The organism is Arthrobacter sp. BK1 (assembly GCF_056680055.1).
This window is the reverse complement of sequence record NZ_CM155263.1, coordinates 1,754,937-1,777,540: the sequence shown is the minus strand read 5'-3', so window position 1 is coordinate 1,777,540 and position 22,604 is coordinate 1,754,937. Positions and strand designations below refer to the sequence as shown.

The 22,604-nt window shown below is 67.0% G+C and carries 19 protein-coding genes and 1 tRNA gene; 12 read left to right on the top strand and 8 right to left on the bottom strand.

What is annotated here, in order from left to right:
• Positions 1-112 precede the first annotated feature (112 nt).
• A complete protein-coding gene (gene hutG, locus AC1MCA_RS07890) occupies positions 113-1,084 on the bottom strand; it encodes a formimidoylglutamase (RefSeq protein ID WP_479802472.1) in 972 nt (323 codons plus the stop codon).
• Positions 1,085-1,246: 162 nt separating this feature from the next.
• Here hutG and AC1MCA_RS07885 point away from each other — a divergent pair, with 162 nt between their 5' ends.
• Positions 1,247-2,551, top strand: coding sequence for a cation:proton antiporter (locus AC1MCA_RS07885; RefSeq protein ID WP_479802470.1), 1,305 nt, complete (start codon positions 1,247-1,249; stop codon positions 2,549-2,551).
• A 19-nt stretch (positions 2,552-2,570) separates the two neighbouring features.
• Here AC1MCA_RS07885 and AC1MCA_RS07880 read toward each other — a convergent pair whose 3' ends face one another.
• Complete coding sequence (locus AC1MCA_RS07880) at positions 2,571-4,013, bottom strand: NCS2 family permease (RefSeq protein ID WP_108598998.1); 1,443 nt, start codon at positions 4,011-4,013, stop codon at positions 2,571-2,573.
• Between the two features lie 176 nt (positions 4,014-4,189).
• On the opposite strand from AC1MCA_RS07880, the gene AC1MCA_RS07875 reads away from it, so the two are divergent.
• From AC1MCA_RS07875 to AC1MCA_RS07860, 4 genes are all read left to right on the top strand, one after another.
• Positions 4,190-4,633, top strand: coding sequence for a helix-turn-helix transcriptional regulator (locus AC1MCA_RS07875; RefSeq protein WP_479802468.1), 444 nt, complete (start codon positions 4,190-4,192; stop codon positions 4,631-4,633).
• A gap of 9 nt (positions 4,634-4,642) precedes the next feature.
• Entirely contained in the window at positions 4,643-5,053 is a 411-nt protein-coding gene (locus AC1MCA_RS07870; RefSeq protein WP_108599000.1) for a VOC family protein, read from the top strand.
• A complete protein-coding gene (locus AC1MCA_RS07865) occupies positions 5,050-7,440 on the top strand; it encodes an ATP-binding cassette domain-containing protein (protein WP_479802466.1) in 2,391 nt (796 codons plus the stop codon). Before AC1MCA_RS07870 ends, AC1MCA_RS07865 begins: the two co-directional genes overlap by 4 nt.
• A 70-nt stretch (positions 7,441-7,510) precedes the next feature.
• Positions 7,511-8,194, top strand: a complete 684-nt coding sequence (locus AC1MCA_RS07860) for a copper resistance CopC family protein (RefSeq protein WP_479802465.1) — start codon at positions 7,511-7,513, stop codon at positions 8,192-8,194.
• Between the two features lie 24 nt (positions 8,195-8,218).
• On the opposite strand, the gene AC1MCA_RS07855 is transcribed toward AC1MCA_RS07860, so the two are convergent.
• Positions 8,219-8,857 carry an FAD-binding protein gene (locus AC1MCA_RS07855; protein ID WP_479803333.1) on the bottom strand — a complete coding sequence of 213 codons (639 nt, stop codon included), beginning with the start codon at positions 8,855-8,857 and terminating at the stop codon, positions 8,219-8,221.
• Between the two features lie 418 nt (positions 8,858-9,275).
• On the opposite strand from AC1MCA_RS07855, the gene AC1MCA_RS07850 reads away from it, so the two are divergent.
• The 5 genes from AC1MCA_RS07850 to AC1MCA_RS07830 all read left to right on the top strand — a co-directional run bounded on the left by AC1MCA_RS07850 (position 9,276) and on the right by AC1MCA_RS07830 (position 16,313).
• On the top strand, positions 9,276-10,313 hold the full coding sequence (locus AC1MCA_RS07850; RefSeq protein ID WP_108599004.1) for a universal stress protein: 1,038 nt from the start codon (positions 9,276-9,278) through the stop codon (positions 10,311-10,313).
• Between the two features lie 21 nt (positions 10,314-10,334).
• A complete protein-coding gene (locus AC1MCA_RS07845; protein ID WP_479802463.1) occupies positions 10,335-13,097 on the top strand; it encodes a PEP/pyruvate-binding domain-containing protein in 2,763 nt (920 codons plus the stop codon).
• 99 nt (positions 13,098-13,196) lie between these two features.
• Positions 13,197-14,408, top strand: a complete 1,212-nt coding sequence (locus tag AC1MCA_RS07840; protein WP_479802461.1) for a LolA-like protein — start codon at positions 13,197-13,199, stop codon at positions 14,406-14,408.
• A complete protein-coding gene (locus AC1MCA_RS07835) occupies positions 14,405-15,373 on the top strand; it encodes an ABC transporter ATP-binding protein (protein WP_479802459.1) in 969 nt (322 codons plus the stop codon). Before AC1MCA_RS07840 ends, AC1MCA_RS07835 begins: the two co-directional genes overlap by 4 nt.
• 106 nt (positions 15,374-15,479) lie before the next feature.
• Positions 15,480-16,313 (top strand): ABC transporter permease, encoded by an 834-nt coding sequence (locus AC1MCA_RS07830; RefSeq protein ID WP_479803332.1) that lies wholly within the window; start codon positions 15,480-15,482, stop codon positions 16,311-16,313.
• Between the two features lie 59 nt (positions 16,314-16,372).
• On the opposite strand, the gene AC1MCA_RS07825 is transcribed toward AC1MCA_RS07830, so the two are convergent.
• The 4 genes from AC1MCA_RS07825 to AC1MCA_RS07810 form a co-directional block, all read right to left on the bottom strand.
• Positions 16,373-17,857, bottom strand: coding sequence for a C40 family peptidase (locus AC1MCA_RS07825; RefSeq protein ID WP_479802457.1), 1,485 nt, complete (start codon positions 17,855-17,857; stop codon positions 16,373-16,375).
• A gap of 223 nt (positions 17,858-18,080) precedes the next feature.
• Positions 18,081-19,001, bottom strand: coding sequence for a cation diffusion facilitator family transporter (locus AC1MCA_RS07820; protein ID WP_108599382.1), 921 nt, complete (start codon positions 18,999-19,001; stop codon positions 18,081-18,083).
• Positions 19,002-19,011: 10 nt separating this feature from the next.
• Positions 19,012-19,440: a metallopeptidase family protein gene (locus AC1MCA_RS07815; RefSeq protein ID WP_479802455.1), complete on the bottom strand. Its 429-nt coding sequence runs from the start codon at positions 19,438-19,440 to the stop codon at positions 19,012-19,014.
• A 40-nt stretch (positions 19,441-19,480) separates the two neighbouring features.
• Positions 19,481-20,455 carry a DMT family transporter gene (locus tag AC1MCA_RS07810; protein ID WP_479802453.1) on the bottom strand — a complete coding sequence of 325 codons (975 nt, stop codon included), beginning with the start codon at positions 20,453-20,455 and terminating at the stop codon, positions 19,481-19,483.
• A gap of 124 nt (positions 20,456-20,579) precedes the next feature.
• Here AC1MCA_RS07810 and AC1MCA_RS07805 point away from each other — a divergent pair, with 124 nt between their 5' ends.
• The gene (locus AC1MCA_RS07805) at positions 20,580-21,272 is read left to right on the top strand and encodes a DsbA family protein (protein WP_479802451.1); all 693 of its coding nucleotides are present in this window, start codon (positions 20,580-20,582) and stop codon (positions 21,270-21,272) included.
• Here the strand turns inward: AC1MCA_RS07805 and AC1MCA_RS07800 are convergent.
• Positions 21,265-22,296: a PHP domain-containing protein gene (locus tag AC1MCA_RS07800; protein ID WP_479803330.1), complete on the bottom strand. Its 1,032-nt coding sequence runs from the start codon at positions 22,294-22,296 to the stop codon at positions 21,265-21,267. The two genes, AC1MCA_RS07805 and AC1MCA_RS07800, sit on opposite strands and share 8 nt — an antisense overlap.
• A gap of 168 nt (positions 22,297-22,464) precedes the next feature.
• On the opposite strand from AC1MCA_RS07800, the gene AC1MCA_RS07795 reads away from it, so the two are divergent.
• Positions 22,465-22,537: transfer RNA gene (locus AC1MCA_RS07795), tRNA-Glu, on the top strand.
• The last annotated feature ends 67 nt before the right edge of the window (positions 22,538-22,604 follow it).

The following is a 22,604-nucleotide window of genomic DNA, read 5'->3' as shown; positions in this document are numbered from 1 at the left end:
GCAGGCTTCCTTTCGGCAGCGGGTAAACCGTTCAGCTCACAATAGACAGCTTACTTACCTTCTTGCATTCTCTCCCATCCCGGCACTGCAACGGCGAAAACAGTGGTTCGGGTCAGCGCAGCATGGTGTCCACGAGCCGCGCTGCGACCTTGGCTGTGCGGCCGTCGATGTCGAAAGCGGGGTTCAGTTCGGCGACATCAAAGTGCAGCAGTTTTCCGCTCTGCGCCACTTGCCTGCACACGGCACTGATGACCGGGAGCGGCACACCATAAGCGGCCGGCGCACTGACCCCGGGCGCCACGGAAGCGGGCAGTACGTCAAGGTCGATCGTCAGGTACAGCACGTCCACCCCGGCCAGGAAACCGGCCACAAAGGACTCCACCCGCGCGGCTGAGCAGTCCTCATCCAGCACATACTGCACGCCAAGGCGCCCGGCGGTGTTGAACAGTGCGCGCGTGTTGCCGGGTTCTGAAATCCCGACGACGGCGTACCGGAGTTCGCGTCCCGCGGCGGCTTCCGCGTGCGCCATCTGGAGGAACGGAGTCCCGGAGCTGGGCGCGGGTTCATCGCGCAGATCGAAATGGGCGTCAAGATTCAGCACGCCCAGCCGTTTGCCGGCCTGGACGGCTGCGGACGCTGCAACGCCCAGGTAACTGGCGAATGCGGTCTCGTGGCCGCCGCCCAGGACAGCGGTGAGATTCCCGGCGTCGAGCATTGCGGTGATGGCATGCCCGGCACGGGCCTGGCCGTCTTCCAGCGCGCCGCCGGAAACTTCCACGTCGCCGGCGTCGAACACCTGCCGGTCCAGATGGAAGGCAAGCGGGCCCAGCGCGGCGCGGAGGGCGGCGGGGGCCTGGGCCGCACCGGGGCGGCCCTTGTTCCGCCGGACCCCCTCGTCACTGGCAAACCCCAGGATGACAGCCGGGCGTGCGGCGACGGAGCCGGTGGAGCCACCTACCGGGCGGACCCCGCCGGAATACGGCGAGACCGCCTGCCACCAGCGGCGGTGTTCCTGGCCTTCGCCGTCGAACCGCCCCGTCCAGGGCTCGGGCGGGAGATCGACGGGAGGTGAGGGAAGGACCATGCCTCAACTTCACCGCATGCCGGGTGCGAAAACCAGTGGCGCCGCCGTCGTGCTGTCCGGCATTCCGGAAGCTGCAGGCTGCGGCGGGAAGCGTGCAACGTGCGCGGCGGGGCTATTGTGGATCAATCCCAATGCGCACGTCCGATTCCGGAAGAGCCGCCCATGCTAGAAGCCCCGAGTATTCTCTTTGCCGCCGCCGGCCTGGCCGTGTTTGTCGCAGCCATCCTGCCCAAAGCGCTGCGCAACGCTCCCTTTTCGATGCCCATGGTGTTCCTCGGCGCGGGACTGACCGCATTTTCCCTGATTCCCACCCTGCCGGACCCCGATCCACTCCAGCACAATGACTTCACCACCCACCTCGCGGAGGTCTGCGTGATCATCTCGCTGATGGGCGCGGGCTTGGCACTGGACCGTCCGGTGGGCCGCAGGAGCTGGTCCACCACCTGGCGGCTCCTGGGGATCGCCATGCCGGTGTGCATTGTCGTCCTGACTTTGCTCGGGATGTGGTTCCTCGGGCTCGGGCTCGGTGCCGCACTGCTGGTAGCCGCCAGCCTGGCCCCGACAGACCCGGTGCTGGCATCGGAAGTCCAGGTGGGCGAACCGGCGGATGCCGAGGAGGGCAGCGAGAACGAAGACGAGGTCCGGTTCGGCCTGACCTCCGAAGCCGGCCTGAATGACGGCCTGGCCTTCCCTTTTGTGTACCTCGCCATCGCCATCAGCATCGTGGGGTCCTCGCCCTTGGCGTGGTTCCCGGAATGGTTCGCCGTGGACGTTCTGTGGCGCCTGGCGGCCGGCCTCCTGGTCGGATTCCTGATGGGCAAACTCCTGGCCCGGCTTTTCTTCTCTGCTCAGAAAGAGAGCCTCCGCCTGGCCAACCATTCAGAGGGCTTCGTGGCTCTGGCGGCAACATTCCTGGCCTACGGCCTCACCGAAATGATCGAGGGGTACGGGTTCATTGCCGTGTTCGTCTGCGCCGTCACCATCCGATCGGCGGAACACTCGCACGGTTACCACAAGGTCCTGCACTCCTATGTGGAGCAGCTCGAACGCCTGATGACCGTGGTGATCCTGGTCCTGCTGGGCGGCGCCATCGCGAGGGGATTGCTTGACCGGATGGGCTGGGTTGAGGTTCTGGTGGCCCTGGCGTTCCTGCTCCTGGTCCGGCCGGTTGCCGGCTGGGTGGGGCTCATGGGCGGCAAGACGGGGCCGCGGGAGAGGATCGCGCTGTCCTTTTTTGGCATCCGCGGGATCGGCTCGCTGTACTACCTTGCCTACGCTGTGGGGAAAGGCGAATTCTCGGACCAGGCGGAATGGCTGTGGGGTTTTGTGGGGCTGGTGGTAGCGCTCTCCATCATCATTCACGGCGCCACCACCTCGCCGCTGATGAACCGGCTGGACAAGCTCCGTGAGCGCAAGGCGCTGGCAGAGACCGGCGACGAGGGGATGGCCCCCAACACTCCCGTGTAAGGGGCCATCCGCTGCAGGGTTACAGCATGCCCAGGGCGGCCTCGATCGGACCCACAGCGAAGAAGAGCAGGAAGGCCGCTGCCACCGCCCACATCAGCGGGTGGATCTCCTTGACCCGCCCCTGGACGGTGCGGATCAGGACGAAGGCGATGAACCCGGCGCCCAGGCCGTTGGCGATGGAGTAGGTGAACGGCATCAGGGTGAAGGTCAGGAACGCCGGGATCGCGATGCCCCAGTCCTGCCAGTCGATCTTGCCCACCTGGGACACCATCATGAAGCCCACCACCACCAGGGCCGGCGCCACCGCTTCGAAGGGCACCAGGTTGATCAGCGGCGTGAAGAACATGGCCACCAGGAACAGGAGGCCGGTCACGATGGATGCCACACCTGTCCGCGCGCCCTCGCCGATTCCGGCGCCTGCCTCCACATAGATCTGGTTGGAGGACACCGAGGCGCCGCCGCCCACAATGGCGCCCAGGGCATCAACCTGCAGCACACGGTCGACGTTGGGGATGTTGCCGTGCTCGTCGATGGTTCCGGCCTCGGTGGCGAGACCCACCATGGTGCCCATGGCGTCGAAGAAGATGCTGAGGAGGATCACGAAGGCCAGCAGCGTGGCGGCCACGAAGCCCAGGTGCTCAAAGGCGCCGAACGGGTTGGCCTTGCCGATCAGGGACAGGTCCGGAGCCGACCATTCGGTGAACGTGGGGGCTACCAGCGACCAGCCCTGGGGGTTGGAGACCTTGCCATCGAAGCTGGGGCCGATGTGCAGGGTCAGTTCCAGGATGACTGAAATAACCGTCGAGGTGATGATGCCGATCAGGATGGCGCCCTTGACCTGGCGGACCACCAGGGCGATGGTCAGGATCAGGCCGAAGACGAACACGGCCGTCGGCCAGCCCAGGAGTTTACCGTCGAAACCCAGGCCCACGGGAACGGTGGTGCCGGCCACGTCCGGGATGCGCCGGACGAAGCCGGCGTTGACCAGGCCGATCAGGGCGATGAAGAGGCCGATGCCCACCACGATCGCCGTCTTGAGCCCGTCGGGAACGGCCTTGAAGACGGCTGTGCGGAAGCCGGTCAGGACCAGGATCAGCATGGTCACACCGGAGATGACCACCAGGCCCATCATGTCCGGCCACGTCAGGCCCGGGTTGGTTGCCACGGTGACGGCAACAAACGCGTTGACGCCCAGGCCGGTGGCCAGGGCGAAGGGGTGCTTGGCCCACGCCCCCATCAGGATGGTGAGGATGCCTGCCACGAAGGCGGTGACGGCGGCTACGGCGGTGAACCCCAGCGTGGTGCCGTCGGAGTCCGGGCCGGAGAGAATGAGCGGGTTGAGAACCACGATGTAGCTCATCGCGAAGAAGGTGGCGAACCCGCCGCGGATCTCGCGGGAGAGGTTGGACCCCCGTTCGGTGATCTTGAAGTACCGGTCCAGGGCAGAGCCTTGCTTAAGCATTAATCCTCCGGGGGAGTCTTTTGGGGATACTTGATCCTATGCGGCGGAGGGCGGACTCCCGGACCACGGAGGGGCAGACCGGCCGTGAAGTTCGCTACCTTTAACAGGCGCGCAACAGGCCGGCAACGTGGATAAAACGCTGGACATCCCCGCTGCGGCGTGGCACTATCACGCACGTGAGGACCAATCCCGCCCAAGAGCAGCATCTGCGCGACCTCACCCTGATCCGCCGCGTGCGTGACCGGATCGACCGCGAGTACGCGCAACCGCTGGACGTCGAGGCGCTCGCCCGGGGTGTGAACATGTCCGGCGGGCACCTCAGCCGCCAGTTCCGCCTCGCCTACGGCGAGCCGCCGTATGGCTACCTGATGACCCGGCGCATCGAGCGTGCAATGGCACTGCTTCGCCGCGGTGACCTGAGCGTCACGGACGTCTGCTTCGCCGTCGGCTGCTCGTCGCTGGGTACCTTCAGCACCCGCTTTACGGAACTGGTGGGCATGTCGCCGGGCAGCTACCGGCGCGTGGCCGGCGGGCACGCGGCGGGCATGCCTTCCTGCGTGGTCAAGCAGGTCACCAGACCGATCAGGAATAGAGAAGCGCGGGCTCAAAGCCGCGCCTAGACTGGCGTCATGGAACTCACAATTCATTGGACATTCCTCCCCCATACCGATCCGGAAGCGTCTTTGGCGTTCTACCGGGACACCCTGGGGTTCGAGGTGCGCAACGACGTCGGATACGGCGGAATGCGCTGGCTGACCGTCGGGCCGGTCGGCCAGCCCCAGACCTCCATCGTCCTTGAGCCACCGACGGCGGACCCGGGCCTTACCGAGGATGAACGGCGGACCATCGCCGAACTGATGGCAAAGGGCAGCTACGCGCGGATCGTGCTCGCCACCCCGGACCTGGATGGAACCTTCGAGAAGGTGCAGGCAAGCGGCGCCGAAGTGGTCCAGGAGCCCATCGAGCAGGCCTATGGCATCCGGGACTGCGCCTTCCGCGATCCCGCCGGCAACATGATCCGCATCAACGAGGCAAAATGACTGCGGACACCACAACGGACCTGCAGGCACCCGCGGTCCACGCTGCAGACACGCATGACCTGATCCGTGTGCAGGGTGCGAGGGAGAACAACCTCAAGGACATCAGCCTTGAAATCCCCAAGCGCCGCCTGACGGTGTTCACCGGCGTCTCCGGGTCCGGCAAGAGTTCGCTGGTTTTCGCCACCATCGCCGCAGAGTCGCAGCGGATGATCAATGAAACCTACAGCGCTTTTGTGCAGGGGTTCATGCCCAACCTCGCGCGGCCTGACGTCGACTTTCTCGAGGGACTGACCACGGCGATCATCGTCGACCAGGAGCGGATGGGTGCCAACCCCCGCTCCACGGTGGGCACTGCCACCGACGCCAACGCCATGCTCAGGATCCTGTTCAGCCGCCTCGGCACACCTCATATCGGGCCGCCCACAGCGTTCTCCTTCAACGTCCCGACGCGCAAGGCGAGCGGGGTGATGAGTACCGAGAAGTCCGGCCGGACCGAGAAGAGCGTGGTGCAAAACGCCGTCTACCTGGGTGGCATGTGCCCGCGCTGCGAGGGTATGGGCTCCGTCTCCGATTTTGACCTCACCGCACTGTTCGATGACAGCAAGTCCCTGGGCGAGGGTGCCCTGACGGTCCCCGGCTACAGCATGGACGGCTGGTACGGCCGCATCTTCGCCGGCGCCGGCTTCAACATGGACAAGCCGATCGCGAAGTTTACGAAGAAGGAGATGCAGGACCTCCTCTACAAGGAGCCGACCAAGATCAAGGTTGAGGGGATCAACCTCACCTACGAGGGCCTGATTCCGAAAATCCAGAAATCGATGCTTTCCAAAGACGTCGAGGCCATGCAACCGCACATCCGGGCCTTCGTGGATCGGGCCATCACGTTCCAGGCGTGTCCTGAATGTGAGGGAACGCGGCTCAGCAAGGAGGCCCGCTCCTCGAAGATCAACGGCAGGAACATCGCGGATCTGTGCGGGATGCAGATTACCGATCTTGCCGGCTGGATCAGGGACCTCCAGGAACCCTCCGTTGCCCCGCTGCTCACCGGGCTGCGCCACATCCTGGAATCGTTCGCCGAAATCGGGCTGGGTTATCTTTCTCTGGACCGTCCGGCAGGCACCCTGTCAGGAGGAGAGGCCCAGCGGACCAAGATGATCCGGCACCTCGGCTCATCTCTCACGGACGTTACCTACGTCTTCGACGAGCCGACCATTGGCCTGCACCCCCATGACATTGAACGGATGAACAAGCTCCTCCTGCAATTGCGCGACAAAGGCAACACGGTGCTCGTGGTTGAGCACAAGCCCGAGACCATCGGGATCGCCGACCACGTGGTGGACCTAGGTCCCGGCGCCGGCACTCAAGGCGGGAACGTATGCTTCGAGGGCAGTGTCGAGGGCCTGCGGGGCAGCGACACCATCACCGGTCACCACCTCGATGACCGGGCGGCCCTGAAAGACAAAGTACGTTCCTCAGCCAGGAAGCTGGAGGTCCGTGGAGCTTCGACGCACAACCTCCAAAACGTTGATGTCGATATCCCGCTTGGAGTGCTCTGCGTCCTGACCGGGGTCGCCGGCTCGGGTAAGAGCTCGCTGATCCAAGGCTCGGTGGCCGACCGGGACGGAGTGGTGGTGATCGACCAGGGTGCCATCAAAGGCTCACGCCGAAGCAACCCCGCCACGTACACCGGGTTGCTCGAGCCCATCCGCAAGTCGTTCGCGAAGGCAAACAACGTGAAGCCGGCACTTTTCAGCTCGAATTCCGAGGGGGCCTGCCCTACCTGCAACGGCGCCGGCGTCATCTTCACCGAACTGGGTGTCATGGCAACGGTGGAATCCACCTGCGAGGACTGCGAAGGCAAGCGCTTCCAGGCGTCGGTGCTCGAATACAGGCTCGGGGGCCGCAACATCGCCGAGGTGCTGGCGATGTCGATGACCGAGGCGGAGGCCTTCTTCAGCGAAGGCGGGGCCCGTACGCCGGCGGCCCACAAGATCCTGGACAGGCTGGTGGATGTCGGGCTTGGCTACCTTACGCTCGGGCAGCCGCTCACCACCCTGTCCGGCGGCGAGCGGCAGCGCGTCAAGCTGGCCACCCAGATGGCCGAAAAGGGCGATGTCTACGTACTCGACGAACCGACCACAGGCCTGCACCTCGCGGACGTCAAGAACCTGTTGGGCCTCCTGGACCGGCTCGTGGACTCCGGGAAATCAGTGATCGTCATCGAGCACCACCAGGCAGTCATGGCGCACGCCGACTGGATCATCGATCTCGGTCCCGGAGCGGGCCATGACGGCGGAAAGATCGTTTTCGAGGGCCCGCCGGCCGGCCTCGTGGCAACGCGGTCCACCCTCACAGGCAAGCATCTGGCGGCATATGTGGGCGCCTAGGCGGGGAGCGGGGCCGGCCCGGAAGTTCGCCTAGGCTGGAGGGAATCCAATTTAAGGGAGCTGTCCACCCATGCGATCCACCCGCCGTCAGCTGCTGAGTGTTCTGCTCGGAGCCGTGTTTCTTGCCGCCGCGCTTTTGGGCGTCTCCGCTCCGGCGTCGGCGCACGACGCTGCGGAGTCCAGCAGCCCTGCCCAGGGCGCAACTCTGGCCACCCCGCCCGGGAAGGTTTCCGTCACCTTCAACAAAACCCCGCTGGGCATCGGCGCGCAGTTCTCCGTCAAGGATTCTGCCGGCGCCGAGTGGGCGGACGGGAACGTCGAAATCGTCGATAACGTGGCGTCCCAGAAGCTCAAAGCCGGCGCCCCGGCGGGCGCCTACACAGTGGCGTGGCGCGTTGTCAGCTCGGATTCGCACCCCATCGAGGGGACGTTCGGGTTTACCGCCACCGCCGGTGCGGCGGGAGCATCGGCGGCCGGATCGCCGTCGGCCGCGTCACCCGGAACCAGTACGACGACGGCGGCTGCCGTCCCCACCATGGGTTCCCCCCAGCCGGGGGCCACAGCGACCCCGCTGCCGGCGGTTGACGCGTCAGAGCCATTTCCCTGGAGCCTGGTGGTCTTCGCCGCCGTGGCGCTGGGACTGCTGGTGGCTATCGGCGTCCTGGCGAAACGACGGCTCGCAGCAGGCAGCGACGGCTCAGGCAGTGACGGCGCGGCACATGACGGCTCAGGCAGTGGCAGCGACCGGGGCTAAGCGGTCTTGGACGGCTGGGCGGTCCTAGACAGCGAAGCCGGTCAGGGCGGCGGGGCCGCCGTCCGGCTGCACCTTGGCGGAGATGGCCTGCCCCACGGTTTTGGCCTGGCGCAGCACCTCTTTGGGTGAGGGCGTGATCAGTTCGCCCACACCCACCAGGTAAATGCCGATGGTCCGCATGGCTGCCACCAGGTTGCTGCGGACGGTGATGCCGAAGTCGCTGAGCATACGCCGCAGCTGGCTGTGGGCGCAGCGGGTCAGCACAATGTTGTCGGCCAGCAGGATGCCGTTGGGCGTGTGCACCTCCCACTGGCGGGGAACGAAGGGTTCTGTGGTGCCGTCCCGCCCGCCATCGGCGGTTCCGCCTACCATGGTCAGCTGGACGGCCCGGGTGGTGTTGCGTACGTCCATATCGTGGCTCGCCGCGTAGTTGCGCAGGTGCCGGAGGATTTCGTTGCGTTCCCGCAGGGAGTCTGAATCCGCGGCGTCGCAGCGCTGCAGCGAGGCCGTGTTGGCCGGCTGCCCGGCGCCCAGGATGTCGAGTCCGTCCACCACGATCGCGTCCACGCCGCGCCGGCGCAGTTCGGCTCCCACGGCCAGGCCGGAAAGCCCCGTGCCGATGATCACCGTGGTGGTCCGTTCGGTCCCGCCATTCACAGGCATGCTTGACACTACAGTTTCCCTCCTTCGAAGATTTCGGCTGGCGCGGGCGTCGTCGCCCGCATGCGCCACCTTACCCCCAAAGTCCGGCCGCAGAACCGGCCCGGGATGCTTCCTTACTCAGGGCGTCCCGGACCGGCAGTGCCTCGAAGACTACAGAACATTTGCGCCCATGGGTAGCCCAAACCGAAACATTCCCTCCCGCATTGAATGCGCTTTCCACCCGGTCAGGGGCAGGCTGTGGATAACCTTCCCACGGGAGCTGTGGATAGCTTGCTAAGTGTTCACTGACCGAGAATAGTGAGTAGCGGAAGCAGGGTATTCCCGGTCCGGGCGGTGACACTGCCCCGGGTGCAGGCGGAGGGCCCCGCTTCTGGCAGAATAGCCGCAACATCAGGCAGTATTGCGAGGAGGCGGCCCCATGGGCGCACAGGAGATGCATCCGGATCCGGAACGGGACGACGCCGGAACGTCGCCCGCCCCGGGCGGAATCGTTGTGGGCGTGGACGGGTCCGATCACGGCCAGTGCGCACTGGTGTGGGCGGCCCGGGAAGCGGAGCGCCGCCGTCGGCCGTTGCATATTGTGACGGCGTATTCTGTGCCGATCTTCGCCGCGTCCGGGCTGGATGGCGGCTACGCCACCGTGGACGATTCGGTGATCCGCGAGGGCGCCGAGGCAGTGGTCCAGCAGGCACTGGACAAGGTTTCCGGCTACAACATCGACGTCGACGCCTCCGTGGAGAACGGTGACGCCTCGGGCGTGCTGCTGGAGCTGTCCGAAGCCGCCGAACTGCTGGTGGTGGGCACCCGGGGGCGCGGCGGGTTTGTGGGACGCCTGCTCGGTTCAGTCAGCAGCGCCCTGCCTGCCCACGCCAAATGCCCCACCGTCACAGTGCCCCTGATCTGCGCGGACCGGCTGGGCGAAACCACCGACGACAAACGCATCAGGGCTGAACAGGCCAAAGCCGGGCACCACCCCGTGGAAAATGTGGTGGTGGTCGGTGTCGACGGATCCGAGCAGGCGCGCGTCGCCGTCCTCGAGGCAGCCGCCCAGGCCGAGCGGCTCGGGGCAAAACTGCGGGTGCTCTGCGCGGTGCCGCAGTACAGCGGATCCCTCGCCTGGGTCCCGGCCCCCATGGACCGGAAGGCGCTCCTGGCCGACATCCAGGTACAGCTCGACGCCGGGATGGCCTGGCTGCGGAGCCATTACCCCGCTCTGCCCATGGAAGCAGCGCTCAAGGACGGCTCGCCGGTGGATGCCCTGGTGGAGGCGAGCCGGCAGGTGGAGCTTGTGGTGGTGGGCACCCGTGGCCGTGGTGGCTTCACCGGGATGCTCCTGGGTTCCACCTCTGCAGGGGTACTGCACCACGCCAAGAGCCCGGTGCTGGTTGTTCCGGACCGCGAGGATCCCCGCCTTGCAGACCGGGCAAACTTTGGACCCATCCTTGGCGCGGCCTAAGTAAGTTCCGCAGCGGGAGGCATGGAAATGCCTGGCACGGGAGGTTCACCGCCAATCCTGGGATTGGCGGACATCGGGGCGGGAATGGTGCCCCTGGTGGGAGGCAAAGCTGCCAACCTCGGGGTGCTGTGTGCCGCCGGATTCCCCGTCCCGGAAGGCTTTTGCCTCACCACGGAGGCCTACCGCCACGCAACGGCCGGGGACCCGCACGTACAGGGCCAGCTGGCAGGGCTCCACACGGCTCTGCAAACCACCGCTGAAGACGACCTCGCTGCCCTGGCAGCGCTGGCCGCCCGGGCTCGTGAGGTGATCCTCAGCGCTCCTGTTCCCGCGGAGACTGTTGAGGCGATCGAACGGGCCTATGCGGCGTTGGGTAACGACGTCCCCGTTGCCGTCCGCTCGTCCGCTACCGCCGAAGACCTTCCATCGGCGAGTTTCGCCGGGCAGCAGGACACCTACCTCAATGTGGTGGGGACCACCGCCGTCGTAGACGCTGTCCGCAGCTGCTGGGCCTCGCTCTGGACCGACCGGGCCGTTAGTTACCGGGCAAGCCGGAGGATCGATCCGGCGGCCGTGGCGCTCGCCGTGGTGGTCCAGAGGATGGTTGACGCCGCTGCAGCCGGTGTCCTGTTCACGGCCAATCCGCTCACCGGCCGGCGCCAACAGGCTGTGATCGATGCCAGCCCGGGCCTGGGGGAGGCCGTGGTGTCCGGAGCGGTCAACCCGGACCATTTTGTGGTGGACCCGGCCTCGGGGAGTGTCCTGGAACGGCGGCTCGGTGACAAGCGCATCGCCGTCCGGCCGATCTCCGGTGGCGGAACCCGCACGGTGGCTGCGTCCAATGGCGGTGCGGCGGCCTGTCTGACCGATCAGCAGGCGGCCGGGCTGGCTGCCCTTGGCCTGCAGGTGGAGCGCCACTTCGGCGCTCCCCAGGACATTGAGTGGGCCATCGCCGGAGACGGCCGGGTGTGGCTCGTCCAATCGCGCCCCATCACCACCCTTTTTCCCGTTCCGGAGCGGGCGGCTGCCCGTCCTGGCATCCGGGTCTACCTCTGCTTCAGCCTGGCGCAGGGCCTGACCCGCCCCATCACCCCGATGGGGCTGGCAACGTTCCGGGTCCTGGCGTCCTCGGTGGCCCGGGCCGCACGTTTCGACGTTCCCGAGCCACGCAACGGCCCGTCACCGTATGCGGAGGCTGCCCAGCGACTCTATTTCGACCTGACCGCAGCGGTCCGGAGCAGCCCCGGCCGGCGCATCATTCCCCGGGTCTTCGATGTGATGGAAGCGCGCTCGGCCACTGTGCTGCGGAAGGTTTTCGAGGACCCTCGGTTCTCCGTGACCCGCCGGACCCCGCTGGGCCTGCTCCGCCATGTGGTGCCGGCCGCAGTGCACGCGCGCGTCCCCGAAACACTGTTCCGGGCAGTATTCCGTCCGGCGGCCGCCCTGCGGCGGGCGAACCGGCTTGCGCGCGGATTCGGGGAGACCCTGGAACCGCCGGCCGACGCCACGCCAGTGGAGCGCCTGGACCATGCCGAACACTTGCTGGGCGCCCGGATTTTCCCTGTGGTTCCGGCCATCCTGCCCCTGCCTGCCCTCGGCTTCGCCGCACTGGCCGTGGCGGGGAAACTGCTGGGCGGCGGCCGCTGGGATGACCTGCAGGTGGTGCTCCGCGGGCTGCCTAACAACGTGACGACGGAAATGGACCTGGAACTCTGGCGCCTCGCGCAGGTCATCAGGAACGACGGCGGATCCCGCGCCGCGGTGGCGGGCCGGGAACCCGCAGAAGTCGCCGCAGACTACCGCTCGGGTGGGCTTCCCGCGGAGCTGCAGGCAGGCCTGGCGAGGTTTATGGGCCAGTACGGGCACCGCGCGGTGGCGGAGATCGACGTCGGGATGCCCCGCTGGTCAGATGACCCCACCCACATTATCGGCGTCCTGGCCAACTACCTTCGGCTCGAAAATTCTTCCGTGGCTCCGGATGTCCAGTTCAGCAATGCTGCCGAGGAGGCGGAGGCGTGTGTGGATCGCTTGGTGGCCGAGGCACGTGCCCGGGGCCGGCTCCGCGGCGCAGTGGTGCGGGCGGCGTTGCGGCGGGCCCGGCTGTTTGCCGGGCTCCGCGAGCTGCCGAAGTACCTGCTGGTGGTTGGCCTTGCTGAGGTGCGGAAGGAACTGGCCGTGGTGGGCGCCGCGCTGGCCGAATCCGGGGTGGTGGCCCAGGCGGACGACATCTTCTTCCTGGACCTGGTTGAAGCCAGGGCCGGCCTGGCGCACGGGATCGTGCACGCCGCAGATGTGCCTGCCGGTGGTGACGGAACGCGGCCGGCAGACCTGCGGGCCCTGGTGGCGCGGCGGCGTGCCGCGTACGCGCAGGAACTGGAGCGGCGCCACGTGCCGCGGGTGCTCCTCTCGGACGGAACGGAACCGGAGACGCTGCAGCCGGCCGGAACGCCGGGGATGCCCGCAGTGCCGGGCGCTCTCGCGGGGAGCCCTGCCTCGGCAGGAACGGTCACCGCAACGGCCCGGGTCATCCTGGACCCGGTGGGAGCACACCTGGAACCGGGCGAGATCCTGGTGGCACCGTCCACCGACCCCGGCTGGACCCCGCTGTTCCTGACGGCCGGTGGCCTGGTCATGGAAATGGGCGGTCCCAATTCACACGGGGCCGTCGTGGCGCGGGAGTACGGCATCCCGGCAGTGGTGGGTGTTCCGGACGCCACCCTGCGGCTCGCCACCGGCCAAAAAATTACGGTCGACGGCGGGGCCGGCACCGTGGTGCCCGCATAACCGGACTGTCCTCCGGTTGAGGCGCCGCCTTGGGGATGTGCGCGGCGCCCGCCAGGCGTAATCTGAACGTATGGGCTCCACGGATGAAACGGGTCTGGCATGAAACGCACCTGGTTGCGCTGGGTTCCCGCAGCAGCTGTTCCTGCAGTGATAGCCGTCGGTGTTCTGGCGGGATCCATTCCGGCGCGCGCGGGCGATCCGTTGCCCGGGAAATCCGCCGCCGAGGTCCTGACCTTCTTGGGCCAGCACAGCACCAGGTCATTTTCCGGAACAATCGAGCAGTCCTCCGAGCTGGGACTGCCTGATCTGCCTGCCGTCGGTCCCACGTCAGGACCGGCATCTGCCGGTGGGGCTGCTTCCATCGCTGAGCTTCTGACCGGCGAACACACCGCCCGGATCTTCATGGACGGGCCGGCAAAGGTCCGCGTCCAGGTGGTGGACAGGCTCGCCGAACGCGATGTCATCCGGCGGGACAGCGACGTGTGGTTCTACAACTCCAAGGACAACAGCGCGGCGCACCTGACCTTGCCCGCCAAAGCCAGCGACCTGCCCCTTCCGGCACCGGACGCCCCCGTTCCCTCCACCCATGCCATTCCCACCCCCGAAGAACTCGCCAAGCGGTTCCTTGACGCAGCGGACAGTTCCACTTCAGTGACGGTGGGCCCCGAGGTCCAGGTGGCCGGACGGGCCGCGTACAGCCTGGTCCTGGCGCCGCGGACGGACGGAACCTTGCTGGAGAGGGCGGTGATCGCCATTGACGGCGAGACGGGAATGCCGCTGAAGGTTACCGTTTCAGCCCGAGGCCAGCAGGAACCCGCATTCGAGGCGGGCTTCACCAGCCTGACCTTGGCTGCGCCGGAGGATGGGATGTTCAACTTCACGGCTCCTCCGGGTGCCACGGTCAAGGAGCTTCCGCTCCAACAGGGCCCCATGATGCCGCATCAGCCGGGCATGACGCATGAGCAGGGCATGCCGGGCTTCCAGGGCGATCCGGCAAGCCCGGGAATGCTGCCACCTGACCAGGTTCCCGGAAGTGAACTTCACCAGCGGGATGCCGGCGCGCCCAAGCCCACCGTGACAGGAAAGGGCTGGGAATCGGTGATCGGGTTCCCTGCACCGCCGGACGGCCAGGGGGCGCAGCTGACTGAGGCCTTACTGAAGGACCCGCTCCTGTCCCAGGCCGCCGTCGTCGTACCCGGCGGGCGGCTCCTGTCCACCTCGCTGGTCAACGTTCTGCTGACCGACGACGGCAGGATCTTTGTGGGGATGGTTCCGGCTGAGCGGCTGCAGGCCGCCGCCGGCGCAGCGTGAGGACCGCCGGGGCAACCGGCCTGAGCATAGAGACGCGCGGCCTGACCAAGCGGTTCGGCCAGCAGTTGGCGGTTGATGGTGTGGACCTCTCGGTGCCGCACGGCGCCGTGTTCGGTTTCCTGGGTCCCAACGGTTCCGGCAAAACCACCACCATCCGGATGCTGCTGGGCCTCGCCGCCGCGACGGCCGGGACAGTCAACGTCCTGGGCCATCAGATGCCGCAGCGGCTGGACGATGTCCTCCCGCGCGTCGGTGCCCTGGTGGAAGGGCCTGCTTTCTATCCCTTTCTGTCCGGTACGGCCAACCTGCGCCGGCTCGACGCCGCCAGCCGGCATGCGGCGCCTGCCACCCGGAACGCGCGCGTGGCTGCCGCGCTTGAGCGGGTGGGGCTCTCGCACGCCGCCGGCAAACGGGTGCACGCCTATTCGCTGGGGATGAAGCAGCGGCTGGGAATCGCCAACGCGCTGCTGTCACCACGGGACCTGTTGGTGCTCGATGAGCCCACCAACGGACTGGATCCGCAGGGGACGCGCGAGGTGCGGAGCCTGGTCCGGTCCCTCGCCGCAGACGGCGCCACCGTCTTCGTCTCCAGCCACCTGCTGGCGGAAGTGGAACAGATCTGCACGCATGCGGCCATTATGAGCGCGGGACGGCTGGTGGCCCAGGGGCCGCTCGCCGAGCTGCGCCAGGCGGGCGAAACCCGGATCCGCCTGATAACGCCCGACGCCGGGACGGCCTCCGCGGTCCTGGTGTGGTTGGGCCTGACCCCGGGAACCGTCCACCCGGAAGCGGAGGGACAGGTGCTGACCGCCGTCGCGGCTGCTGCCCGGCTGGAGGCCCCGGAGGACATCGTGGCCGAGCTGGTGGCCGCAGGGGTGCGGGTCCGTGGCTTTGCGGTGGAACGGGAGAGCCTCGAGGAACGTTTTGTTGCCTTGACGGGGGAGGGGTTCGACGTTGCCCAGTAGTGGTTCTGAAACAGCAGGAGCTCCGGACCAGGCCAGTGCTCCAGGTGCGGCACAGGCTGCTCCCGGTGCGTCACATGCACCCGGTGAGGCAGCTGCTCCCGGCCGGGTGCATGCCCTTGGCCGGGGGTCGAGCCTGTCCCTCCTGGCATCGGAGCTGAAGACCCTTTTCAGGCGCCGGCGGACGCTGGCCATGCTGCTGGCGCTGGCCGCGATACCGGTACTGATCGCCGTCGCGGTCCGGCTGTCTTCAACGGTGCCGCCGGGAAGGGGGCCGGCGTTCCTGGACAGGATCACGCAGAACGGGCTGTTCGTGGCGGTCACGGCGCTGCTGGTGGCCGTGCCGCTGTTCCTGCCCCTCACCATCGGGGTGGTAGCCGGAGACACCATCGCCGGAGAGGCGAGCCTCGGCACCCTCCGCTACCTGCTCGTGGCTCCAGCCGGGCGGATCCGGCTGCTGCTGGTCAAGTACGCCGGCGCCCTGGCCTTCTGCCTGGCCGCGCCCATCACCGTGGCCCTCGCCGGCGCCGCCATCGGAGCGGCGCTGTTCCCCATCGGGCCGGTGACGCTCCTGTCGGGGGATGTGGTGCAGCCCCCAGAGGCGGCGCTCCGCCTGGTCCTGATCGCTGCTTACCTTGCGGTCTCACTCGCGGGGCTATCGGCGATCGGGCTGTTTGTGTCCACCTTGACTGTGGTCCCGGTCGGCGCGATGGCGGCCACGGTGGTGATTTCGGTGGCATCACAGATCGCGGACCAGCTTCCGCAGCTGGAGTGGCTGCATCCCTGGCTGTTCAGTCATTACTGGTTCGGGTTCGCCGATGTCCTCCGCCAGCCGGTGCTGTGGGATTCGTTCGCCAATAACGCCCTGCTGCAGGCTGGTTACATCGCCGTCTTCGGAGCGCTCGCCTACGGCAGGTTCGTCACCAAGGACATCCTGTCGTGAGGACCGGGCCGGGAGCTCCGCCCCCTGGGGTTTGAAACCTGCCGGAGTCCGGGGCGGGGTCAGTAGCGGGCGGCGTAGGGGTGGAGCTGCATCCCGGCCATCCGACTGAGCTGAGTGATGCCAATGCCCTCGTCCGGATTCAGCGCCTGGACCACCTGGCCGTTACCCAGGTAGATGGCCACGTGGTAGAAACCCGGAGCCGAACCCCAAACCAGCAGGTCGCCTCGCTGGGCCTGCGAGAGGGGCACGTGGACAGGGGCGGCGGCATACTGCTGCGCCGCGGTCCGCGGCAGGTACTTGCCGGCGGCGGAAAACGCCGTCTGCACCAGGCCGGAGCAGTCAAAGCCGTAGGCGCCGGTACCACCGTATTGGTAGAAGAACGGCGCGCCCACCTTGGACATGGCCACGGAGATGGCGGTCTCATTGGACCCGCCGGGTGACGGCGCCGGAGCAGGCGCGGGGGCTGGTGCAGGTGCGGGGGCAGGCGCGGGGGCTGGTGCAGGTGCCGGGGCTGGAGCGGGGACGGGAGCAGGCGCCGGAACAGGCGCTGGAGCAGGCGCTGGAGCGGGTGCCGGCGGAGCAGCCGGAGCGGCAGGTGCGGCAGGTGCGGCGGCGGTCCCCGTTCCCTGGCCGGCAGGAGGAGGCGCGGCAGGAGTGCCTGCAGCAGATGCACTTCCTGCAGGAGCTTTTCCAGCCTGGCTGGAGGCTGCCCGGTCGGCAGCTGCGGTGATGGCCGCGAGCCTGGCTTCTTCGCGCTGGCGGTCCAGCCCATCCACCCGGGCCGATTCCAGCGCAACGGTGGTGTTCCTCAGCTGCGCCAGCTGTTCCACCAGAACGGTCCGCTGTACCTGCGCATCAGCCACGGCCTTCACCTGAGCGGCGTTGGCCTGGTCCGCTTCAGCCTTGCGGGCCTCGGCCGTTCGGGCGGCGTCGTCTGCGGCCCGGTTCGCGTCCTCAGCGGCAGCCGTCAAGGACCGGGCTGCGATGGCCGCCGTGTCCGCGGATTCAAAGGCGCGGCTGCGGCTGGCCGAAATGGCTTCCAGCGTCGCAGCCTGTTGCAGCGCGTCGCCGTTGCCGCTGACGAAGGTGGTCAGGGTGGGGTTCAGCCCGCCGTTGCGGTACAGGTCGCCTGCCAGTTGGCCCACCTGTTGGCGGGTTTTGTCCTGCAGCTCCGCTGCAGTCTTTGCTTTGGCGGTGGCGGCGTCAGCTGCCAGCCGGCGGCCCTGCAGCTCCACCAGGGACTCACCGTAAGCGTTGTTTGCCTGCATGGTCGCGGCGAAGGTGACCTGCTGGGCACTCGCGGCATCGGCCAGGAGACGCTCGATGGAGGTGACCTGATCCGCCGTCGCGCCCTCACTGGATTTCGCGGCGGCGATGTCTTCCGCCGAGGGAACCTCCGGCGAGGCCGGCCGCTGGACGGCGGCTGCGATGACGCCGGGAAGCTGGGGAGCAGGGGCTGCCTGGGCGGGGAGTGCAAGGCTTGCGGACAGCACGACGGCGGTGCACAGTGCGGCGGCCGTCAGGCCTGATCCAGTCAAACGCATTCGCAGAACCTCGCACGGTAAGGCTGGGGAGCGAGGTCCGGTGGCGGCGTGAAGAGCCCCTCTACTGATCTCCCAGCAGTCCGAGGCTACGTGACCGACTGCACTTTAGCAACACTGGTCACATCAATAACATAAACAACAAGAGTGTGATTCCGGCACATCTCAACCGGCGTGTCTAAATTCCGGATGGCCGCCCCACCGCCTGCCGTCACAGCGCCCGCCGTCATGCGTGCTGGCGCGACTCGTGTTCTGAATGGCTGGCGGGTTCCAGCTGGAAGGTGCAGTGCTCCGTGTCGAAGTGGGAGCCGAGGCAGGTGGTGAGTTTGTCCAGCAGCTGGTCGGCGCCGCGGGCGTTCAGGACGCCGTCCTCCACCACCACGTGCGCCGAAAATACCGGCACGCCGGAGGTGATGGTCCAGATGTGGATGTCATGCACGTCCACCACACCGTCAACGCTGAGGATGTGTTCGCGGATCATCTGCACTTCCACGCCTTTGGGGGTGGCCTCCAGCAGGACGTCCACCACATCGCGCAGCAGGTTCCACGCGCGCGGCAGGATCATCAGCGCGATCAGCACCGATGCAATGGTGTCGGCAGCCTGGTAACCGGTGAACAGGATGACCACGGCTGCGACAATCACCGCGAAAGAACCCAGGAGGTCACCCAGGACCTCGAGGTAGGCGCCGCGGACGTTCAGGCTGTCCTGGTGTGCGCCGCGCAAGATCAGGAGCGAGACCAGGTTGGCAACGGCGCCCAGGATCGCTGCGGCGAGCATGATGTCAGTGTGGACCTCGGGCGCATCACCTATCCGCCGGATCGCCTCAGTAAAGATCACTACGGAGATGACCACCAGGATCAGCGCGTTGGCCAGGGCGGCCAGGACTTCTGCCCGCTGGTAGCCGTAGGTCCGTTGGTCACTTGCAGGCCGGCCCGCGATCCATGCGGCAAGGAGTGCGATGGTCACGCCGGCTGCATCGGAGAGCATGTGCCCCGCATCGGCCAGCAGCGCCAGCGATCCGGAGAGCGCCGCGCCGGCCACCTGCACGACCACCACGGCCAGGGTGATGGCCAGGACGGCGACGAGCCGCTTGCGGTGCCGGCCGGTTGCCGTGATCCCGTGAGTGTGGCTGTGGTCGTGTCCCATGCCTACAAGGCTAGCCCCAGCCGAGCTCGTGAAGCCGCTCGTCGCCGATGCCGAAGTGGTGGGCAACCTCGTGCACCACCGTCACGGCCACCTCGTGGATCACTTCCTCGCGCGTGGAGCATATGTCCAGGATGGGCTGCCGGAAGATGGTGATCCGGTCCGGCAGGGAACCTGCGTCCCACCAGGAATCACGTTCGGTGAGCGGGACGCCCTCATACAGGCCCAGCAGGACGGTATCCGGGTCTTCGCCGGGCGAGGGGACGTAATCGTCCTCGACAAACACCGCCACGTTGTCCATCGCGGCCGCAATCTTGGCGGGGATCCGGCCCAGGGCGTCGGTGACGGCGGATTCAAAGTCGTCGTCAGACATCTCAAAAGGAAGCGGCTCGTGGGGCCCTTCCGGGATGATCGGCAGTCCGGGCGGCAGGTTGGCGGGCATGCCCTGACTGTAGCGCGAACTGCTGGTCCGCCGCCTGTGCTCAAGGACGCCTGGACGCCCTGACCTTCCGCCGGGTCAGTCCCACTCCCACCAGGCAGACCACTCCACCCACCAGGCCCCAGATGGTGGGGACCTCGCTGAGCAGCAGCCAGGAGATGAGGATGGTGGTGCCGGGAACCAGATAGGTGGTGGCCGCCAGTTTGCCGGCGTCGATCAAGGACAGCGCGTAGGCCCAGGTGGTGAAGGCGATCGCCGTGGGAAAAACGCCCAGATACACCAGCCCCAGGGTCGCGGGCAGTGGAGCCGACTGCAGTTCCGAGACCAGCTGCCCGGTGAAGGGCAAGCAGCAGAGGGCGCCCACCATGATCCCGAACCACGTGGCCTGTCCGGCCGGGAACTTCCGCAGCACCGGCTTCTGGATGATGACACTGACGGCGGCGAGCACCGCGGCAAGGAGGCAGAGCAGCACGCCGGCCACATCCGCCGTCGAACGTTCACCGCTTCCGGAACCTGAGCCGAGTGCGATCAGCGCAACCCCGCCGAACGCCACCAGGCTGCCAATGAGCAGCCAGCGGGGAAAGCCTTCCTTGAGGAAAAAGCCGGCCATAATGGCAACCAGGATGGGATTGACGTTGATCAGCAAGGCCGCGGTCCCGGCGTCGAGCAGGTGTTCCGCGGCGTTCAGGGCCACGTTGTAGCCGCCGAACCACATCACGCCGTACCCAAGGATGGGCCACCACTCGCGGCCCCGCGGCAGCAGCCGGCTTGTGAACAGTTGTGGCAGTACCAGGGCGCCAAGTACGACGGCGGCGACCGCCAACCTGCCCAGGGTCAGGGACCCGGGGGAAAAAACCGGCCCGATGGCCCTGATCCCGACGAAGGCCGATGCCCAGAGCACCACGGTGACCAGGACGGCAGCGGCGCCGAGTGCGCTGATCCTGCCGTCCGGCGCGGGAAGGGTTGCAGGTGGGTCGGTGTGGGCGCGGGGGTTGGGCGCGCGGTGGGTTGAAGCCATGCTGCCAATCTAGCCCCGACCAGGTGTTCCCGGCTGGCGGAAATCAGCCACCTCTCGTCGAGTTCCTGCCATATTGGGCGTGCCCGGCAGCCAGGCGATTCCAGGCCTCAGCTACGATGCCCCCATGGCAACAGCTTCCACTTCTTCCCCTGGTTCATCACAGGGCACAGCCAGGCGCGTGCGCCTTGTCATCTGGATCCTGCTGGGCGTCCTCGTGGCCGGCAGTGCCGCCTGGTACTTTGCGCTGACATCGGCGAAGCCGTCCCAGGACCCGCCGCAGGCAGGGGCGGAACAGCTTGTCCGGACGGAGAGCCACAGGCTGACCTCCCCCGCCGTTGAAAAAGCCCAGCTGGTGGAGTTCCTGGACTTCGAATGCGAAGCCTGCCGCTCGATCCACCCGTTCGTGGAGGAGCTGAAGGAGGAGTTCGGCGACAGGATCACCTTCGTCAGCCGCTACTTCCCGCTGTCCTCCCACCCGAACTCCGGCCCGGCGGCGCTCGCGGTGGAGGCCGCCGCCCAGCAGGGCAAGTTCGAAGCCATGTCGGCCAGGATGTTTGAGACCCAGGAGCAATGGCATGGGAAGGCAGAATCCCAGGGACCGCTGTTCCGGACCTTCGCCGAAGAACTTGGCCTTGACCTGGCTGCGTTCGACGCAGCAGTTGCCGACCAGAAAACGAAGGAACGCATCCGGGCCGACATCGCAGACGGCACTGCCCTGGGTGTGACAGGCACGCCGACGTTCTTCCTTAACGGCGAAAAGCTGACCCTGACCACAAAGCAGGACTTCCGGCAGAAGCTCCTCGACGCCGTCAAGTAGGCCGTTCAGCCTTTTTCGACCACTTCAGAAGCCGGTCCAGGGGCCAGGTGGTGATGATCCGCTCAGCAGGAACGTTGTTCTTGGCCGCGCGGGCCGCACCGTACTGAAGGAAGTCGAGCTGCCCCGGAGCGTGGGCGTCGCTGTCGATGGAAAACAGGCACCCGGCGTCCAGGGCGAGCTGGATCAGGTCGTCCGGCGGGTCCTGCCTTTCAGGGCGGGAATTGATCTCCACGGCCACATTGTTTTCGGCGCAGGCGGCAAACACCTTCCCGGCGTCGAACTCCGATTGCGGCCGTGTCCCGCGGGATCCTTCCACGAGACGGCCGGTGCAATGGCCCAGCACGTTGGTATGGGGATCGCGGATGCCCCCGAGCATGCGCCGGGTCATGGTGGCCCGGTCGGCCCGCAGTTTCGAGTGGACACTGGAGACCACAATATCCAGCCGGTCCAGCATGTCCGGCGTCTGGTCCAGCTCACCGGACTCGAGGATGTCCACCTCGATTCCGGTCAGCAGCCGGAAGCCGTTTGCGTTGCTGCCGTTGATCTCCGCCACCACCTCCAGCTGCTCCGTCAGCCGTTCGGCGCTGAGGCCGTTCGCGATCGTCAGGTTGGGCGAATGGTCGGTGAGCGCCAGGTACTCGCGGCCCAGAAGCCGGGCGGCGTCGGCCATCAACGGGATGGGGGAGCCGCCGTCGGACCAGTCGCTGTGGCTGTGGAGATCGCCGCGAAGTGCCGCGTACAGCCCGCTGCCGTCAGTGGTGAGCGGCTCGGCACTGCGCTCGCGCAGGTCCGCAAGGTAATCGGGCACCCCGCCGTCCACCGCCTGGCGGACCACCTGATAGGTCCTGTCGCCGATTCCCTTCATGCTTTTCAGCCTGCCGTCCCGCGCCCTGGCCTCCACCTCCGAAGGGTCAAGTCCGGCGATGATCCCGGCAGCCTTCCGGAAAGCCTGCACCTTGAACGCGGCAGCGCGCCCGCGCTCCAGCCAGAAAGCGATCTCATTGAGTGCGGCGGCGGCATCCATCTGTCCATCTTCGCCTGTCCCTGCCGCATTGTTCATGTACTTGCAGCCCGATTTTGGATAATTCCTGCCAAGGCCCTATAGTTTTAGAGTCCAGTTCGGAGCAACTGCAAACGAAAAGACTGAGAGCCATCGGCTTGAAGCCTTTTATTTTGTGCCGAACGGGTTCTGGCCCCCATCGTCTAGCGGCCTAGGACACCGCCCTTTCACGGCGGCGGCACGGGTTCGAATCCCGTTGGGGGTACGCAAGGAACTGGTCAGGCAGGCAGAAATTGTCTGGTAGGCTGGAAGCCTTGAAAAAAGCGGTAGCG

Coding starts and splice junctions, on each gene's coding strand:
- hutG (WP_479802472.1), bottom strand. CDS start 1,084: ATGGTCCTTCCCTCACCTCCCGTCGATCTCCCGCCCGAGCCCTGGACG.
- AC1MCA_RS07885 (WP_479802470.1), top strand. CDS start 1,247: ATGCTAGAAGCCCCGAGTATTCTCTTTGCCGCCGCCGGCCTGGCCGTG.
- AC1MCA_RS07880 (WP_108598998.1), bottom strand. CDS start 4,013: ATGCTTAAGCAAGGCTCTGCCCTGGACCGGTACTTCAAGATCACCGAA.
- AC1MCA_RS07870 (WP_108599000.1), top strand. CDS start 4,643: ATGGAACTCACAATTCATTGGACATTCCTCCCCCATACCGATCCGGAA.
- AC1MCA_RS07865 (WP_479802466.1), top strand. CDS start 5,050: ATGACTGCGGACACCACAACGGACCTGCAGGCACCCGCGGTCCACGCT.
- AC1MCA_RS07860 (WP_479802465.1), top strand. CDS start 7,511: ATGCGATCCACCCGCCGTCAGCTGCTGAGTGTTCTGCTCGGAGCCGTG.
- AC1MCA_RS07855 (WP_479803333.1), bottom strand. CDS start 8,857: ATGCCTGTGAATGGCGGGACCGAACGGACCACCACGGTGATCATCGGC.
- AC1MCA_RS07850 (WP_108599004.1), top strand. CDS start 9,276: ATGGGCGCACAGGAGATGCATCCGGATCCGGAACGGGACGACGCCGGA.
- AC1MCA_RS07845 (WP_479802463.1), top strand. CDS start 10,335: ATGGAAATGCCTGGCACGGGAGGTTCACCGCCAATCCTGGGATTGGCG.
- AC1MCA_RS07840 (WP_479802461.1), top strand. CDS start 13,197: ATGAAACGCACCTGGTTGCGCTGGGTTCCCGCAGCAGCTGTTCCTGCA.
- AC1MCA_RS07825 (WP_479802457.1), bottom strand. CDS start 17,857: ATGCGTTTGACTGGATCAGGCCTGACGGCCGCCGCACTGTGCACCGCC.
- AC1MCA_RS07820 (WP_108599382.1), bottom strand. CDS start 19,001: ATGGGACACGACCACAGCCACACTCACGGGATCACGGCAACCGGCCGG.
- AC1MCA_RS07815 (WP_479802455.1), bottom strand. CDS start 19,440: ATGCCCGCCAACCTGCCGCCCGGACTGCCGATCATCCCGGAAGGGCCC.
- AC1MCA_RS07810 (WP_479802453.1), bottom strand. CDS start 20,455: ATGGCTTCAACCCACCGCGCGCCCAACCCCCGCGCCCACACCGACCCA.
- AC1MCA_RS07805 (WP_479802451.1), top strand. CDS start 20,580: ATGGCAACAGCTTCCACTTCTTCCCCTGGTTCATCACAGGGCACAGCC.
- AC1MCA_RS07800 (WP_479803330.1), bottom strand. CDS start 22,296: ATGGATGCCGCCGCCGCACTCAATGAGATCGCTTTCTGGCTGGAGCGC.